At 45.2% G+C, this 17932-nt stretch carries 13 protein-coding genes; 8 read left to right on the top strand and 5 right to left on the bottom strand.

Features of this window, described 5'->3' with window-relative positions:
* Nucleotides 1-2 precede the first annotated feature (2 nt).
* The 4 genes from C9991_RS08395 to feoB all read right to left on the bottom strand — a co-directional run bounded on the left by C9991_RS08395 (nt 3) and on the right by feoB (nt 8263).
* Nucleotides 3-2612 (bottom strand): transglutaminase-like domain-containing protein, encoded by a 2610-nt coding sequence (locus C9991_RS08395; RefSeq protein ID WP_106812115.1) that lies wholly within the window; start codon nt 2610-2612, stop codon nt 3-5.
* An 86-nt stretch (nt 2613-2698) separates the two neighbouring features.
* Nucleotides 2699-3136: a ribose 5-phosphate isomerase B gene (gene rpiB, locus C9991_RS08400; RefSeq protein WP_106812116.1), complete on the bottom strand. Its 438-nt coding sequence runs from the start codon at nt 3134-3136 to the stop codon at nt 2699-2701.
* A gap of 79 nt (nt 3137-3215) precedes the next feature.
* Nucleotides 3216-5234 carry a transketolase family protein gene (locus tag C9991_RS08405; protein ID WP_106812784.1) on the bottom strand — a complete coding sequence of 673 codons (2019 nt, stop codon included), beginning with the start codon at nt 5232-5234 and terminating at the stop codon, nt 3216-3218.
* 446 nt (nt 5235-5680) lie between these two features.
* Nucleotides 5681-8263, bottom strand: a complete 2583-nt coding sequence (feoB, locus tag C9991_RS08410; protein ID WP_106812117.1) for a ferrous iron transport protein B — start codon at nt 8261-8263, stop codon at nt 5681-5683.
* Between the two features lie 245 nt (nt 8264-8508).
* On the opposite strand from feoB, the gene ftsY reads away from it, so the two are divergent.
* The 8 genes from ftsY (at nt 8509) to C9991_RS08450 (ending at nt 16821) form a co-directional block, all read left to right on the top strand.
* A complete protein-coding gene (gene ftsY / locus C9991_RS08415; protein WP_106812118.1) occupies nt 8509-9468 on the top strand; it encodes a signal recognition particle-docking protein FtsY in 960 nt (319 codons plus the stop codon).
* Between the two features lie 17 nt (nt 9469-9485).
* Nucleotides 9486-10784, top strand: coding sequence for a 30S ribosomal protein S12 methylthiotransferase RimO (gene rimO / locus C9991_RS08420; protein ID WP_106812785.1), 1299 nt, complete (start codon nt 9486-9488; stop codon nt 10782-10784).
* Nucleotides 10785-10800: 16 nt separating this feature from the next.
* Nucleotides 10801-11091 (top strand): HU family DNA-binding protein, encoded by a 291-nt coding sequence (locus C9991_RS08425; protein WP_106812119.1) that lies wholly within the window; start codon nt 10801-10803, stop codon nt 11089-11091.
* Nucleotides 11084-12487, top strand: a complete 1404-nt coding sequence (locus C9991_RS08430) for an HU family DNA-binding protein (RefSeq protein WP_106812120.1) — start codon at nt 11084-11086, stop codon at nt 12485-12487. The genes C9991_RS08425 and C9991_RS08430 overlap by 8 nt, the downstream gene beginning before the upstream one ends.
* A 261-nt stretch (nt 12488-12748) precedes the next feature.
* Nucleotides 12749-13816, top strand: a complete 1068-nt coding sequence (serC, locus tag C9991_RS08435; RefSeq protein WP_106812121.1) for a 3-phosphoserine/phosphohydroxythreonine transaminase — start codon at nt 12749-12751, stop codon at nt 13814-13816.
* 62 nt (nt 13817-13878) lie between these two features.
* Nucleotides 13879-14796, top strand: a complete 918-nt coding sequence (locus tag C9991_RS08440) for an NAD(P)-dependent oxidoreductase (protein WP_106812122.1) — start codon at nt 13879-13881, stop codon at nt 14794-14796.
* A gap of 172 nt (nt 14797-14968) precedes the next feature.
* The gene (locus tag C9991_RS08445; RefSeq protein ID WP_106812123.1) at nt 14969-16216 is read left to right on the top strand and encodes a DUF1015 domain-containing protein; all 1248 of its coding nucleotides are present in this window, start codon (nt 14969-14971) and stop codon (nt 16214-16216) included.
* Between the two features lie 11 nt (nt 16217-16227).
* Complete coding sequence (locus C9991_RS08450; RefSeq protein ID WP_106812786.1) at nt 16228-16821, top strand: IMPACT family protein; 594 nt, start codon at nt 16228-16230, stop codon at nt 16819-16821.
* 59 nt (nt 16822-16880) lie between these two features.
* On the opposite strand, the gene C9991_RS08455 is transcribed toward C9991_RS08450, so the two are convergent.
* Nucleotides 16881-17426, bottom strand: coding sequence for a hypothetical protein (locus C9991_RS08455; protein ID WP_106812124.1), 546 nt, complete (start codon nt 17424-17426; stop codon nt 16881-16883).
* Nucleotides 17427-17932: the final 506 nt, after the last annotated feature.

The raw sequence follows: 17932 nt of genomic DNA on the forward strand, positions 1-17932 counted from the left end.
TGCTATAGCTTCTTGAACACGTTTTTAAGCTGCTCGCCTAGGCCGATTGTATAGCCTTGGGATGAGAAGACTACACGGTTGAAGGTGTCGGCGAGGATAAACATTGGTAGCTGGGTCTTGTTTTGCAACTTCATTTCGCGTGCTACTTGCTCACGGATGGAACCGTCCTTGTCTATAGCATATTGTACGGTTGAGGGTAGGGAAGCGAACTCGTCCTTTTGGAACTTATTGGCATCTGCCTCGCTCTCGAATAGCAACACAACAGGTCTGCCCCAAGCCTCAAATGCGGCACGCTCTTTCTCGATGTCGTGTAAGGCATGATTGGTTGGTTCTTGTCCAACTCCTAACACGGCGAGTATATAATAACCGCGACCAGTTTGGGAGAGGATGCTGACGTCCTTGCCGTCTTTATTGATTATAGATTCGGAATTGAACTGTCCGATAACGCTTACCTCGTTGGCATCGTAGCGTATGTCGAGGGGCAGGGTTGTGGTTTTGCCTTCGGTGATATTAAACATGCGTGTGGTTGCAAGTACGCCTCCATTGGCAAGTCGGGTGCCTGTGGTGAGCATGTATGTGCCTACATCGAATGTTGCACCGTCTTTGAAGGTGTTGCTCCAGCATGTTCCGTTGCCCATATCAGCCTGGCCTTCCTCAAAGTTCATGAGTTGGGTGGTGCCATTAACTATGCGACTGATGGTGAAATGGTTGTAATACTTGGGGTCGTCGAGTATTGGACTTGCCTTGTATGTGAGCTTGAGTGTGCCTGTTGGTGCGGTTGCCTGTTGTTTTGCCTCGAATTTAACGTCTTGCCATTTTCCGTCTTTCTTGTACTGCACCTTGCCTGTAACTGCGTCTTTGCGGGCTTCGATGCCAAGGCTGCGTGCAACATCTACGAAGAAGATATCGCGTGAACGCTCGTCTGTAAGCTTTGATTGCATGACACCTACTGGTGTTTGGGCTATCTGCAATGCCTTTTTGTCTGGGTTGAGGCGTATGTTCTTGTTTATCCAAGTAACGAGGGCGGTTGGATTCTTACGGAAAGCATTGGCTGTTGAGGCTGGGAAGGCTTTGGCAAGATAGTTTTTGAAAGGTTGTGATATCATCTCGCTCTCCACACGTGGTGACAGTTGATTGGTGGCAGCTGTGAAGTTGTCTTCGAGTATCTCTGTAGGAATATCGCGCAGGTCTTTATCGGTTAATGTGGCAAGGATGCCGAGTGCACGCTGTTCGTTGTCCTTATGTCGAGCAAGGAAGTCGATGATGGTTTGCTTGTTTCCACGTGATTTAACGAGGTATTCGGCAGCTTGCGGATTGATTTGTTCGGCCTGTTGCTTAGTGAGGAACGTGGCTGTGTATGCTTTGCGCACAGAATCCTCGTAGGCAAAACGGCGGTTGTTCTCCTTGCGCATCTCGTCGCTTACGTAAGGCATCTTGGCACTTTCGACTGGTGGCACTACATCAATTGTTTCTTCAGGGAATATCAGTTGCTTGCTGTCGGTTTGTGCATCGCGGTTGAGTTGGATGGTTATTGTCTTGTCCTTGCCGAATGATGCTTTCTGGTATCCGTATTTGCCATCTTTGGATGCCCATACCAATAAGTCGCCTATGCCAGCAGACAATGACACATGTCCTTGCTGGTCGGTGTATTTGGTTACGGCTGTATAGAATTCGGCATAATTGTATATCTTGAAGTCGACACGTGCTCCTGGTACAGGAGAGCCATTAGCATCCTTTATGGTGAAGCTGACTTGTGCTGTTGGAGCATAGTTGGATGTGAGATTAATCTCGGTGAAGTTGCTTGTGCGAAGCATAACCTCCTCGGGTCCTTGATAATTGCCAAAGGCACGGGTATGCATAAGCATGGCGCGTGAGGCTGGCGCATTGAACCAACCAAGATTGAGTACGGGTTCGGGTTCACATGCTCCGAGGAACCACCATTTGCCATCTGTCCATGCCTCTACCCAAGCATGATTGTCGTCGGTATGTGCCCAGCGTGGGGTGTATACTTGTCTTGCAGGTATGCCCATAGCACGTAAGGCTGCAACGGCAAATGTGCTCTCCTCGCCACAACGTCCGGTTGCGGTGCGCAGTGTCTGCAATGGCGATGATGTGCGAGCGTCTGAAGGTTGGTAAGTAACTTTTTCGTGGCACCAGTGATTAATCTCAAGAATGGCATCGTGCATAGAAAGATGCTTGACACGATTCTTTAGTTCGTTGTAGAATACACTACGTGATGAATCGAGCGCTTCGTTGTTGACGCGGATAGGCACTACAAAGTGGCGGAAGAGTAATTCGGGCACGTCCTTGCCCCAAGGCATCTCCTTGCGGGCTTGGAATGACAGGCGCACGTTGTCGGCAAAGAATGAGGTGGGGTAGTCGGTAATGTCGGCAAGGGGCATATATGCATAAAGAAACTCAAGAGCCTGGTTCTCGTCGGCTGTGAGATTGAGGTTTCTGGTGTTGTAGAAAGTCTTGCCAACTGTTTTTATACGCTCGTTAAACTGCTGTTGCATAGTAGTGCGGTAGGCTGCGTTGGATATAAACGTGCCCTGTGCACTGGCTATGAGGCATAGAGCAAACAAGGAGGCTGAGATGAAAAGGCGTTTCATAGGGTTTGGGTTTAGTAGATAATTTTAAGGAGGATACAGCAAAAGAGCCGTACCCTCCTATGAAATGAGTTGGGATAAAAAGGATATTACAAGTCGATCTTCTGTACGCGGCGCTCGTGACGTCCGCCCTCAAACTGAGTCTTGAAGAATTCGTCAAGTGCTTTCTCGGCTGTCTTATTGTCGATGAAGCGACCTGGAAGCACAATAACGTTGGCATCGTTGTGCTGACGTGTAAGCTGAGCAATCTCAGGGCTCCATACTAAAGCGGCACGTACACCCTTATGCTTGTTAAGAGTGATGGCCATACCCTCGCCACTACCACATATGCCGATGCCTGGGTAAACATCACCGTTGGCGATGCCATTGCCGAGAGCGTGAGCAAAGTCGGGATAGTCGCAGCTCATGTCGCTATATGTACCATAATCTTTGAATGGAATCTGATGACTCTCAAGATATTCGATAACGAACTTCTTCAATGCGTAACCAGCGTGGTCGCATGCAATACCTACTGTCTTGATTTCCATAGCTGTTGGGTTTTTAATGGGTTAAGGTATCGCACACCACTATATATAATAAGGTGGTGTGCGAGACAATTAATTAGTTTTATTTAGATAAAAAGTTTTTCACCTGATTGTAAACGTTCTGGGCATTGAAGCCAAGTTTTTCGTCGAGCACCTTGTAAGGAGCTGAGAAACCAAACGACTCGAGTCCGTAAACCATACCGTTGGCACCTACAAGTCCCTGAAGATTGACTGGCAGACCGGCTGTGAGACCGAAGATCTTAGAACCAGCAGGGAGGATGCTCTCCTGATATTCCTTGCTCTGATTGCGGAAAAGACCCTCAGAAGGTACGCTTACCACGCGAACCTTTATGCCATCTTTGCGGAGAAGCTCGGTTCCGGCAACAAGTGTAGATACCTCTGAGCCAGAAGCAACAAGGATAACATCGAAGTCGGTATCGGAACCCTCTACAATGTAAGCACCCTTGCGTGCCTCCTCGTAGTTATTGCCCTCGGGCAGTGATGTTATGTTCTGACGAGAGAAGATAAGGGCTGTAGGAGTAGACATATTCTCCATAGCCATTTTCCAACATACGGTAGCCTCGTCGACATCGGCAGGGCGGAACACGCGAACAGAATCCTCGCCCTTGTGGTTCTTGAGTTTCTCCATAAGGCGAATCTGTGCTTCCTGCTCAACAGGCTCGTGTGTAGGACCGTCCTCGCCAACGCGGAATGCATCGTGTGTCCATATGAACTTAATAGGTACGCGCATAAGAGCAGCCATACGAACAGCGGGTTTCATGTAGTCGGAGAACACGAAGAATGTGCCGCAAGCCGGGATAACACCACCGTGCAGATACATACCGATGCAGATACATGCCATAGACAGCTCGGCAACACCAGCCTGGAAGAAGGCTCCAGAGAAATCGTCGGCCTGAAGGTTGTGGGTATGCTTTAGGAAGCCATCGGTCTTGTCGCTGTTGCAGAGGTCGGCTGATGAAACAACCATATTCTCTACCTGCTCAGACAATACGCCGAGACAAGCAGCAGATGCAGCACGTGTAGCACCGTCGCGCTTCTGTACAAGAGCGCTCCAGTCTACCTTAGGAGCATTGCCAGAGAACCAATCGTCCATCTTGGCTGCCAATTCAGGGTTCTGCTTACGCCAAGCTTCTTCCTCGGCATGACGAGCCTTAACAATCTCGCGAAGCTCTGTGTTGCGCTTAGCATATAATTCTTTAACGTCGTCGAAGATAACAAATGGGTCGTTGATGTCGCCACCAAGGTGCTTTACAGTATTAGTGTAAGCGTCGCCACCGAGAGGAGCTCCATGAGTCTTAACGTTGTGCTCGTAGCTTGAGCCGTCGTCTTTAAGGGCACCCTTAGCCATTGTAGTGTGGCCAATAATGAGTGTAGGACGCTCTGTTTCCTTTTGTGCGAGAACAAGAGCGGCACGTATAGCGTCGGGATCGTTGCCAGGAATCTCCATAACATTCCATCCCCATGACTGGTATTTCTTGGCTGTGTCTTCCTTCATTACGACATCGCACTCGGTAGAGAGCTGTATCTCGTTAGAGTCGTAGAACATGATGAGGTTGTTGAGTTTCAGCAGACCGGCAATACGACCAGCACCCTGTGAGATCTCTTCCTGAACACCACCATCGGAAATGTAGGCATAAATCTTGTGCTGCATCATAGTAGAGCCAAGACGAGCCTCGAGGAACTTTTCGGCAATAGCAGCACCTACAGCAAATGTGTGGCCCTGGCCGAGAGGACCAGAAGTATTCTCTATGCCACGCTCAATATCGCGCTCTGGATGTCCTGGACATACCGAATCCCACTGACGGAAGGACTTGAGTTCGTTAATGCTAAATTTTCCCTGCAAAGCCAAAGCAGAGTAAAGCATAGGCGACATGTGTCCTGGGTCGAGATAGAAGCGGTCGCGTCCTGCCCATGTAGGCTGGTCGGGATCGTATACCAAAAACTCGGAGAAGAGGACATTGATAAAGTCGGCTCCGCCCATTGCACCTCCAGGGTGTCCTGATTTGGCTTTTTCTACCATAGAAACGGCAAGCAGACGGATGTTGTCTGCAGCGTGGTTCATAAGTTGCTTGCTATTCATTTTATTTATTGTAGGTTTAAATTTTGTTGCTATATATGTATTTTTGCGATTTCCGCCCGTTGGCGGCATTTCCTAATTGCAAAGATAATCATATTAATTGTAACTATCAATTTATTGTATGATTATTTTTCTTGATATTTATTTAAAAGTGCCTGATGTTGATTTAAAAAAAAGAGCTTGATGTCGTTTCAAGCGGGGTTTTAGGTCCTTATAAAAACAAAAAACATAGATTGTTTCACAACAACCTATGCTTTCTTAACCTTAATAATCTAATACCATGAAAAACACATTGCAAAGATAGTTTGATTTTACAAATAAGCAAGTGCTTTCGTCGTTATTTATTGCGTATATAGCATAATTTAACTGAAATCACACGAAATTTACTTTTGTTTACAGTTAAATGGAAGGCTTGTTTCCATTTATGCTTTATTATCTGTGTGTCGTTGTTACATCAGCAAACTGCCTATTTGATAGACAATAGCCGATACTATCCATGCAAGCACAGTGGTATAGCAAGCTGCAAAAGTAGCCCATTTCCATGAGCCAGTCTCGCCCTTAATGGCTGCAATAGTGGCTATACACGGGAAGTAGAGCAATACAAACAGTAGGAAGCAATAGGATGCAAGCGGTGTGATGCCATCGGCAACCATCTGTTTCTGCAAATGTGAGTAGGATTCCTCGGAACCTTCCTCGGCAGCCTCGTCGCTATGGTATAGAATACCCATTGTGGAAGCAACGATTTCCTTGGCACCTACACCAGAGATGAGACCTACATCAAGTTTCCAATCGAAGCCTTGAGGACGGAATACAGGTTCGATAGCATGGCCAATGCGACCAATGTAGCTCTGTTCCTGCTGTTGTTCGCGCGATAGGCTTTCGTCGTGTGGAAAGTAACCAAGAGCCCAGACAATGAGGCTTGCTACAAGGATGATGCCTCCCATCTTCTTGAGATATTCCTTACCCTTCTGCCATGTATGTCGACCAATGGCCTTGGCTGTAGGGAATCGGTAGGGTGGAAGTTCCATAACAAACGGAGTGTCCTCGCCTTTGAACAGAGTCTTGCTGAACAGTCGGCTCATTATGACAGCCATGACGATGCCCACAAGATATAGCGACATCATGATGGCAGAGCGATATTGCTGAGCAAACATGGTTCCTATAATCATAATGTATATAGGGAAGCGTGCCGAGCAACTCATGAGTGGCAGGATGAGCATTGTAATAAGGCGTGAGCGTCGGCTCTCGATAGTGCGTGTTGCCATTACGGCTGGCACGTTGCATCCAAAGCCCATGATGAGCGGGATGAACGACTTGCCGTGCAGTCCCATCTTGTGCATTAGCTTGTCCATGATAAAGGCAGCTCGGGCCATATAGCCGGAATCTTCCATAAAGGAGATGAAGAAATAGAGGATGAGGATTTGCGGCAGGAAGACAATGACAGAACCTACTCCTCCAATCACTCCATCTATAAGCATGTCCTTAAGAGGGCCTGCTGTCATATGCTCGGAAATCATAGAGCCAATCCATTCGACACCAGCTTCTATCCAGTTCATAGGATATTGGCCAAGCGAGAACGTTGTCTCGAACATCACCCATATCATAAGAATGAATATAGGGAAGCCAACATACTTGTTGGTGATGACGTTGTCGATGAGATGAGTAACCTGATAGGTGTCCTTTTTATTGCCTGTCTGGTAGCCGGCTTCTTGAAGAGCGCCGTGAATGAAACCGTATTTGGCATCCATGATAGCCGTTTCCGAATCCTCGTGAGTATAGGTTTGCACGTCGGCTGTTGCCTTATCGCGAACGGCCAATATACGGTCGGGATGGGAAGTAGAGCTTTTGATAAGCTGCTCGGTATCGGAGTCGCGCTCAAGCAATTTGATGGCAAGATAACGTGTGGAGAACTTGTGACGTAGGTCGTTTTCCTTCTTCAGTTCGGCCTGTATTGCCGTGATGCCCTCCTCGATGTAGGTGCCATGGTTGATGTGTATATGTCGGAACACATTATGTTTAGGCTTGACACCCGAAGCAAAATCCTCGTCGTGGTCGGGTTGTTCTTTTTCCGACTTGCTGTATTGTTCGTGCCACTGCTTGATGCCTTCGGCTACTTCGGGGTCGAGATTGCCGTTGGCGTCGAGGAAGTCGAGACCCTCATACATATTAATAATGATATGGAACAGCAGTTCGACACCACGTCCAGTGGTGAAAGTAGTAGGAATCATAGGCACGCCGAACAGCTCGCCCAATTTTGCATAGTCGACATTATCTCCACGTTTCTCAGTCTCGTCGAACATATTTAACGCGCACACCATACGCAAGTGCATGTCGATGAGCTGGGTGGTAAGGTACAGGTTGCGCTCAAGATTGCTTGTATCTATAACGTTGATGATAACGTCGGGCGTGTTCTCGATGATTTGCTTGCGCACATAAAGTTCTTCTGGCGAGTAGGCAGAAAGCGAATATGTGCCAGGAAGGTCAACAATATTGAACTCATAGCCTTCGAATTCGGCATGACCAACCTTGGCATCGACAGTAACACCAGAGTAGTTGCCTACACGCTCGTGAGCTCCAGAGGCAAAGTTGAAGAGAGAAGTCTTGCCACAATTAGGATTGCCTACAAGCGCAACATTAATGGTGCGGCGTTTCTTCATAGCTGCATCGCGTAGCTGACCCTCGGTAAGTGGGGTAGGGTTAGGGGCAGACTTGTCTTCTACAGATGCGTTGTTGGCAGCCTCGTCGTATATGTCGGACGGGTTGTTTGACTTGTTCTGTTTGTTTTCCTTTTCAATTCTCTCGGCTTCCTCTACGCTTATGACCTCAATCATATCAGCCTCAGAGTGGCGTAGCGATACTTCGTAGCCCATGAGCTTGTATTTTACAGGGTCGTGTAGAGGAGCATTTTGCAAGACATCAACCACCTTGCCTTTGATAAATCCCATCTCGACGATACGCTTGCGGAATCCTCCATGTCCCATCACCTTAACGATGACACCGCGTTCGCCAGTTTTCAAATCTGATAACTTCATATTATCTATATATGTTATTCTGTATACAGTTTTTTATATTTCTTTTGCTATCTAAAATGACAAAGTTACACAGAATAATTGAAAAGTGGTTTTATAATTCGAATTAATTGTGCTAAAATACCTAAAAATAGGTACTGGCTTGGGTGTGCAGGTTTAAATGGGGTGTGGTAAAGTATGTATTTAAGGCTCAATCGCTTTGCTGTTCGGAAAATAATGCTTATATTTGCAGACACAAATAACGTTATATGGGAATTTTTGGATTTTTTAATAAGAACAAGAAAGAAGTTCTTGACAATGGACTCGAGAAGACCAAGCATAGTGTATTCGATAAGATTCAGCGTGCCGTAATGGGCAAATCGACTGTTGACGATGAAGTGCTTGACAATCTGGAAGAGGCCCTTATCACATCAGACATAGGCGTGGAGACAACGCTTAAGATAATAAAGCGCATTGAAGAACGTGTGGCTCGCGACAAGTATGTGTCGACATCCGAGCTGAACGGAATAATGCGTGACGAGATTGCCGCGCTGCTAACCGAGAACAATACAGCCGACAACGACGACTGGGATTTGCCTACGGACCATCGTCCATACGTAATCCTTGTTGTTGGAGTGAACGGTGTGGGCAAGACCACAACTATTGGCAAGCTTGCATATCAGTTTAAGAAGTCGGGCAAGAAGGTGTATCTTGGTGCTGCTGATACATTCCGTGCTGCTGCTGTAGAGCAGATAAGCATTTGGGGTGAGCGTGTAGGTGTGCCTGTTATTAAGCAACAAATGGGTTCGGACCCTGCATCTGTGGCTTTTGATACATTGTCTTCGGCTAAAGCTAACGGTGCGGATGTTGTGATTATTGATACAGCCGGACGTTTGCACAACAAGGTAGGACTGATGAATGAGCTTAAGAAGATAAAGGATGTGATGAAGAAAGTGCTGCCCGAAGCACCTGATGAAGTGCTGCTCGTGCTTGACGGAAGTACCGGACAGAATGCCTTTGAACAGGCTAAGCAGTTTGCACAGGTTACGCAGATAACATCACTAGCCATAACCAAACTCGATGGAACGGCTAAGGGAGGTGTGGTTATAGGCATATCTGACCAGCTTAAGGTGCCGGTAAAGTATATCGGACTGGGTGAGTCGATGGAGTCGTTGCAGCTTTTCAATAGACGTCAGTTTGTTGACTCGCTTTTTAATGCTAACAAGTAGGCATATCACAGAACATGATGAAGAAAGGACAAGTAGATATTATTACAATGGGTTGCTCGAAGAACCTTGTTGACAGCGAGGCCCTGTTGACAAAATTTGAGCAAGCCGGCTATCATTGCACACACGACGCAAAACGCATTGAAGGCGAGATTGTTGTGGTGAATACATGTGGATTTATTGAGGATGCCAAGCAGGAGAGTATAGACACTATACTGGAGCTGGTACAGGCAAAGGAGGAGGGACGCATAAGCAAACTCTTTGTTATGGGATGTCTGTCGCAGCGTTATCAGGAGGAACTGGAGAAAGAGATTCCGCAAGTGGACAAGTATTATGGCAAGTTCAACTTTATGCAGCTTCTCTCTGATCTTGGAAAGCCTGAGGTTTCGACATGCTCGGGCGAGCGTCATATCACAACGCCTAATCATTATGCATACGTAAAGATAAGCGAGGGATGCGACCGTCGTTGTGCATATTGCGCCATTCCGCTTATTACGGGCAAGCATGTGAGTCGTCCTAAGGAGGAAATACTGGATGAGGTGCGCGCTCTTGTGGAACGTGGTGTTAAGGAGTTTCAGATTATTGCACAGGAATTGACATATTATGGTGTGGATATTGACGGCAAGCGTCATATTGCCGACCTTATATCGGATATTGCCGACATAAAGGGGGTTAAGTGGATTCGTTTGCATTATGCTTATCCAAATCAGTTTCCGATGGACTTGCTCGATGTTATTCGCGAGCGTCCTAATGTTTGCAAGTATCTAGACATTGCCTTGCAGCATATCTCGGACAACATGCTCACACGTATGCACCGACATGTGTCGAAGCAGGAGACGATGGAGCTGATAGAGAAAATACGCGAGGCAGTGCCTGGAATACATTTACGTACAACCCTTATGGTGGGCTTCCCAGGAGAGACGGAGGAAGACTTTAAGGAACTTGTCGATTTTGTGAAATGGGCTAAGTTTGAGCGTATGGGTGCCTTTGCCTATAGTGAGGAAGAAGGCACATACAGTGCCGAGCATTATGAGGATGATGTTCCTGCAGAAGTGAAACAACGTCGCCTTGACAAGCTTATGGCTGTACAGCAGCGTATATCTGCAGAAGTGGAGGCAAGCAAGGTGGGCAGTGTTATGAAGACAATCATCGACAGAAAGGAAGGCGACTATTATATAGGACGTACTGAGTTCTGCTCGCCAGAGGTAGACCCTGAGGTACTTATTAAGGACACACGTCGTCTGCGTAGGGGTTGCTTCTATAATGTACACATTACAGACAGCGACGATTTCGACCTTTATGGCGAAGTGACAGACTGAAACATCTCCTAATGAAATGAACAACAAGGAATACATAGCCGAATTGTCCCGTCGTACGGGATTCTCACAAGATAACACACAGCGTATGGTACGCTGTGTGATAGAGTCGATGGCACAACAGTTTGATGGCGGAGAGAATGTAATGGTTCCCGACTTTGGAACTTTCGAACTGAAGAACAGGATGGAACGCATTGTCGTTAACCCGTCGACTGGTCAGCGTATGATGGTTCCTCCAAAGATTGTGCTCAGCTTTAAGCCTGTGGCTTCGGTCAAGAACAAAATGAAGAAAGGAGAACAGAATGGCTAAGGTCTCTGATTTCGCTTCGGAACTTGTAGGGCGTTATGGCTTGAAGGAAGAAGAGGCAACCGAATTTATATCCGCAATGTTCGACATTATATGCGAACAACTTGACGGTGCTGATAAACAGGTAAAGGTAAAGGGACTCGGAACTTTTAAGGTTACGAGTGTTGGCGCACGTGCAAGTGTGGATGTAAATACGGGCGAACGCATCATTATTGAAGGGCGTAATAAGATATCGTTTACGCCTGAGGTTATGCTGCGCGATAGGGTTAACCGCCCCTTCGTGCAGTTTGAGACTGTTGTGCTTAATGATGGTGTTGACTTCTCAGAGATTGACAACGAGTTTAATGGCAGTAAGCAAGAGGTTGCTGCAAGTGACTCTACTGTGGAAACAGCAAATGAGACTGTTGCGAATGATGCCGAAGAGGTAGCTGAAAAGGCTGTTGTTGAGACTATTGATGCATCTGTTGATGAATCGGTAGTTGGAGCTGAAGAGGATAAGAGTGATGTGGCAATTGAGGAGAAGGCTTCTGATGTTGTGCCTGAGAATGAAATGGATCAGGGACAAAAGGAAGAGGCAAAGCCGGAGCTTGAAATTGAATCTGTGCCTGAATATGGGCATGAACCAATGTCTGAGGTTGAAGCAGATAAAGATTCGGATGAATCTCAGCAATCGACAGTTGGATTAAGCTCGGATGAATCAGTTGAAAAAAGCTCGGATGAATCAGTTGAAAAAAGCTCGGATGACTCTCAGCAATCATCAGTTGAAAGTTCGGCGACTACTCCTCAACCAAAAGAGGTTGTTGTGGCTGAAGGTTGCAAGCAACGCAATCCGCGTTTGATGTATTGGTTCTCCATAGCCTCGTTTGTGCTGCTCATCTTTATAGGTGTTGGTATGTATTTCCTTTACGAGCAAGTTAAGGCAAAGAATGTGGCAATAGAACAGCTGCAGACCAAGCTTGCAATGCATTCGATGGCACTTAAGTCGGCTGCTGTAGAACCTAAGCAGGGTGTAGCTTCTAAAAAGAATATTGTAGCAGATACAACAGATGCTGCTAAACAAGTAGCTATAACAGATGCAGCGGAAACTGTAGCTAAGGAAGAGGTGTCCAAGCCTATAGAGAAAACTCATGAGCCACCTGTTGCAGAGAAAAAGAAATCAAATGTGCCAAAGCCAGCTGCTGATTATAATTTTGATGTACGTGTGCGCACAGGCGCATACATTATTGTTGGTGAAGAGATCTCGGTGACAGTACGTAGCGGTCAGACCCTTGCATCTATTAGCAGAGCCTATCTCGGTCCTGGCATGGAATGTTACGTTGAAGTGTTTAACAACCGAAAGGAAGTGAAGCCTGGCGATAAACTAAGAATACCGAAACTAAAGATAAAGCCAAGACATTAAAACGGTCTTGGCTTTTTTTTGTTATTTTTGTTTTTTCAGGCTCATACATTTTTTATTTGTCATAATGATATAGTTATACATTTTTACTATATAATAATGTGTAAGCAGATTAACGATGTACAAATGTAAAGAAAAGGGGGTGTATTTATGCCGTTTATTTTCAAAGTAAATTAATTATTGCATTTTATTTGGACTATTCGAAAATAAATCGTAACTTCGCTATCGAAAGAATAATTATTAACTTAATAACAAGACAAGCATATGAAGAAATACAACTTTAATGCCGGTCCGTCGATACTTCCGCGCGAAGTGATTGAGAACACAGCAAAACAGATTTTAGATTTCAATGGTTCTGGACTTTCTTTGGCTGAGATTAGCCATAGAGCAAAAGACTTTCAGCCTGTGGTTGACGAGGCAGTTGCCTTGATTAAAGAATTGTTGAATGTTCCTGAAGGTTATTCGGTATTGTTCCTTGGTGGCGGTGCTTCCTTGGAATTCTGCATGATTCCTTACAACTTCCTTATCAATAAGGCTGGTTATCTCAACACCGGTACGTGGGCAAAGAAGGCCATGAAGGAAGCCAAGCTATTTGGCTCTGTTGTAGAGGTAGCTTCGTCAGCGGACGATAATTATACTTTCTATCCAAAGGATTATGAGTGCCCTGCAGATCTCGACTATCTGCACATCACTACAAACAATACTATTTATGGAACTGAGATTCGTCAGGATCCAGATGTGCCTGTTCGCTTGATTGGTGATATGTCTTCGGATATCTTCAGCCGCCCAGTAGACGTTGCCAAGTATGATTGCATCTATGCAGGCGCTCAGAAGAACCTTGCTATGGCAGGTGTAACACTTGTTATTGTTAAGGACGATGTTCTTGGCAAGGCTCCTCGTCAGATTCCTACAATGCTCGACTATCGCACACATGTAGATAAGGGCTCAATGTTCAACACGCCACCTGTTGTGCCTATTTATTGCGCTCTCGAGACATTGCGTTGGATTAAGAAGAATGGTGGATTGGAGGAGATGGATCGTCGCGCTAAGGAGCGTGCAGAGATTCTCTATAACGAAATCGACCGCAACAAGTTGTTCCGTGGTACTGTAGAGCCTGGTTCTCGCTCATTGATGAACATCTGCTTCGTTATGAACGACGAGTACAAGGATCTTGAGAAACCATTCCTCGACTATGCTGTTTCACAGGGTATGGTAGGCATTAAGGGCCATCGTTCGGTAGGTGGCTTCCGTGCGAGCTGCTACAATGCACAGACTATAGAGGGTGTTCAGGCTCTCGTTAAGTGCATGCAGGACTTCGAGGCTCAGCACTAAGAATATAAGTCCTATTTATAGTCTTACTGTAACAGATGTATAACTAATAAAAATATCTTACTATGAAAATATTGGTGGCAACCGAGAAACCTTTTGCGGCAGCTGCTGTGAATGGTATTAAGGCAGAAATAGAAGGAGCCGGCAACGAACTCGCTCTACTTGAGAAATATACAGATAAGCAGCAGTTGCTTGATGCTGTGGCCGATGCTGACGCATTGATTATTCGTTCGGACAAGGTTACTCCTGAGGTACTTGATGCAGCAAAGCAGTTGAAGATAGTTGTGCGTGCCGGTGCTGGTTACGACAACGTTGACTGTGTTTATGCTAAGGAGAAGGGTGTTGTAGTAGAAAACACTCCTGGTCAGAACTCTAATGCTGTGGCTGAACTTGTGTTTGGTCTGCTTGTATATGGAGTGCGCAATTTCTATAATGGCAAGTCTGGCTCTGAGTTGATGGGTAAGAAGCTTGGTATTCTTGCTTTTGGAAACGTTGGTCGTAACGTTGCTCGTATAGCAAAGGGCTTTGGCATGGAGGTTTATGCATACGATGCTTTCTGCCCTAAGGAGGCTATTGAGGCTGCTGGTGTTACTGCTGTCGATTCACAGGATGCTCTTTTTGAGAATTGTGATGTTGTTTCATTGCATATTCCTGCAACTCCTGAGACCAAGCAGAGTATTAATGCCGCTCTCGTTGGTAAGATGAAGAAGAATGCTATCCTCATCAATACAGCACGCAAGGAGGTTATCAATGAGCCCGAATTGCTTAAGTTGATGGAGGAGCGCACCGACATTAAGTACATTACCGACATTATGCCTGATGCTGATGCCGACTTCCGCAAGTTTGAGGGTCGCTACTTCTCAACACCTAAGAAGATGGGTGCTCAGACTGCTGAGGCTAACATCAATGCTGGTATTGCTGCTGCCAAGCAGATTAATGCGTTCTTCAAGGACGGATGCACAAAATTCCAGGTGAATAAATAAAAATTTAAAAGCCCCACCCCCAAGCCCATATTCTATATGAAGAGAGTAGAATGTTTTGCTTTTATATGTATATATATTCTTGCAATTGTAGCGTACTACTCTCGTCCATATTGTGAAGGAGTTGGGGGTGAGGCTTATATTAAACTATAAATCCTTAAATCTAAACAAAAATATGGCAACAGTTAAACCATTCAAAGGCGTACGCCCACCACAAGATCTTGTTGAACAGATAGCATCACGCCCTTACGATGTGCTTGACAGTGAGGAAGCAAGAGCTGAGGCTGGTGATAACGAGAAGAGTCTTTATCATATTATCAAGCCTGAAATTGACTTTGAACCAGGTACAAGCGAGTATGATCCTCGTGTTTACGAGAAAGCTGCCGCTAACTTCAAGATGTTCCAAGAGAAAGGCTGGTTGCGTCAGGATCAGAAGGAGTCTTATTATATATATGCGCAGACAATGAACGGCAAGACTCAGTATGGTCTTGTTGTGGGTGCTTATGTGGACGACTATCTTAATGGTGTGATAAAGAAGCATGAGCTGACACGCCGTGACAAGGAGGAAGACCGTATGAAGCATGTTCGCGTGAACGATGCCAATATTGAGCCTGTATTCTTTGCTTATCCCGACAACTCGGTGCTCAACGAGATTATCATGCGTCATGCAGCCACAAAGCCCGAATACGACTTTGTTGCTCCTGATGATGGATTTGGTCATAAGCTTTGGGTTATCGACAACGATGACGATATTGCTGCTATAACAAAAGAGTTTGAAAAGATGCCCGCTCTGTATATTGCTGACGGACATCATCGCAGTGCCGCTGCTGCTCTTGTTGGAGCTGAAAAGGCAAAGAACAACCCCAACCATAAGGGCGACGAGGAATACAACTATTTCATGGCAGTATGCTTCCAGGCTTCGCAGCTAACAGTGCTTGATTATAACCGAGTTGTTAAGGATCTTAACGGATTAACGTCAGAGCAGTTCCTTGAGGCTCTTGCCAAGAATTTTACAGTAGAGGATAAGGGTGAGGCTGTATACAAGCCACAGCATCTGCACGAGTTCTCATTGTATCTTGATGGTCACTGGTTCGCTCTTAATGCAAAGGAAGGTACATACGACAATAACGACCCTATCGGAGTGCTTGATGTGGACATCTCAAGTCGACTTATTCTTGACGAGATTCTTGGTATTAAGGACTTGCGTTCTGATAAGCGTATCGACTTTGTTGGTGGATTACGTGGTTTAGAAGAGTTGAAGCGCCGTGTAGACAGTGGCGAGATGCGTATGGCTCTTGCTCTGTATCCGGTATCAATGAAGCAGATTATTGATATTGCCGACAGCGGAAAGATTATGCCGCCTAAGGCTACTTGGTTTGAGCCTAAATTGCGCTCTGGACTGATAATTCATAAACTTTCATAAGATTAATGGAGCTGACAGACGAATATTTAACTATTACAGATAAAACGTCGGAAGGTTTTTATAGCGAGAAACGAAGTAAGTTTCTCGCTTTTGCCTTTCATGTAACTTCCGAGGAAGAGGTAAAGCAGATTGTTTCAGATTTTCGCAAGAAGTATTACGATGCCCGACATGTGTGTTGGGCATATACAATAGGACCCGACTATGCCTTGTTCCGCGCTAATGACGACGGCGAACCAAGCAGTACAGCTGGCAAACCTATCTTAGGACAGATTACAAAGAACAATCTTACAGATATACTTATCATTGTCGTAAGATACTATGGAGGTGTAAATCTTGGTACAAGCGGACTTATTGTTGCTTACCGCACTGCAGCGGCAGAGGCTATTGCCAATGCGGAGATTATCAAGCTTTATCAAGAGGAAGAGATTGTTTATGATTTCCCTTACATCATGATGAATGATGTTATGAAGATTATAAAGGAGATGTCGCCTCGTATTGTAGGACAGACTTATGATAATACATGTGAGATTCGTCTGTCAATAAGGAAATCGGAGGCTCCACGATTGAAAGAAAAATTGGAGAAACTATCCTTTAAGGATGATTAAAAAAACACCTCACTCCCATCTGATATATCTTATATAAGGATGGGGGTGAGGTTTATTTGTTATTTTTTCTTCTTAAACAGTCCTTTAACTTTATTTACGGCACCTTTGGCCACATCCATTACCTTTTCGGTGGCATTTGCAGCACCAGCTTCTTTAGCGTTGTTTACGGCCGATTTAGGGTCTGATGCTACCTCGCTTGCATCAACAGTTGCAGGGTAGCCAGCAAGTCCTTTAAAGTATTTTATAACACGTGCGTCTTCTCTTGCATCTCCAGATGATGTCTCAACGGGGCTACTTCTTTTGCCATACTGTTTGCTTGTCAGTGTGATATCCTTTGGGTCACCATTGGGTAAGAGGTTTATCACGACACTATAAGTATCTGATGGCTCCTCTTTTGAGCGTAGGTTAAATGTTTCCTTGCTGCCAACCTTCTTATAGTTCAAAATGTCATAACATGGATCGTCGTCACCATTCATCCAATATAGTTTTTTGTTACGGTCGATTACATCGCGTCCGTATAGATCCATATAGAGCAACTGAATCTGTGCTGAAGCCGACATGGCGAAGCTGAAGAGGACTGATGTGAGAAAAAGTTTGGTCTTCATAAATGTAGTGTTTTTAGTTGTGGTTTATGTTATAATGTTTAGTTTCTGCAAATTTAGTGTTTTCAAATCAATAAAACAAAGATAATTTGAAAAATATTTATTTCTAATAACATTTAAATCTTTTTTCTCAATCAAAAAACGGGAAATAAATCAACAGATATGTATATATATATAATAAGGTGTATAAGTAAGTGATCTNTGCAGGATTTCCATTCCGATACATTATGCATATAATTGTTGCAGAATATCAATGAGTTATGACGTTTATTGGGTCAAAAATCGTGCAGAAAAAATTGCGGATTTTGAACACCCTACCTTACAGGGCGACAGGTTACCGCCCCAAACAACCCAGGGCGATGCCCTGGGCTATGAGCTTCTGCCCTTTCAGGGCGTGTAGGGAACAGGGTTTCTCTTACCGCATACCATAAACGAATAGCTTCTGTCCTTTCAGGGTGTGTAGGGGATAGGGTTACCATAAACGTAGGAATTAACAATCGCATAACTAA

Origin of the sequence: Prevotella merdae (genome assembly GCF_900290275.1) — a bacterium.
GTDB classification, from domain to species: domain Bacteria; phylum Bacteroidota; class Bacteroidia; order Bacteroidales; family Bacteroidaceae; genus Prevotella; species Prevotella merdae.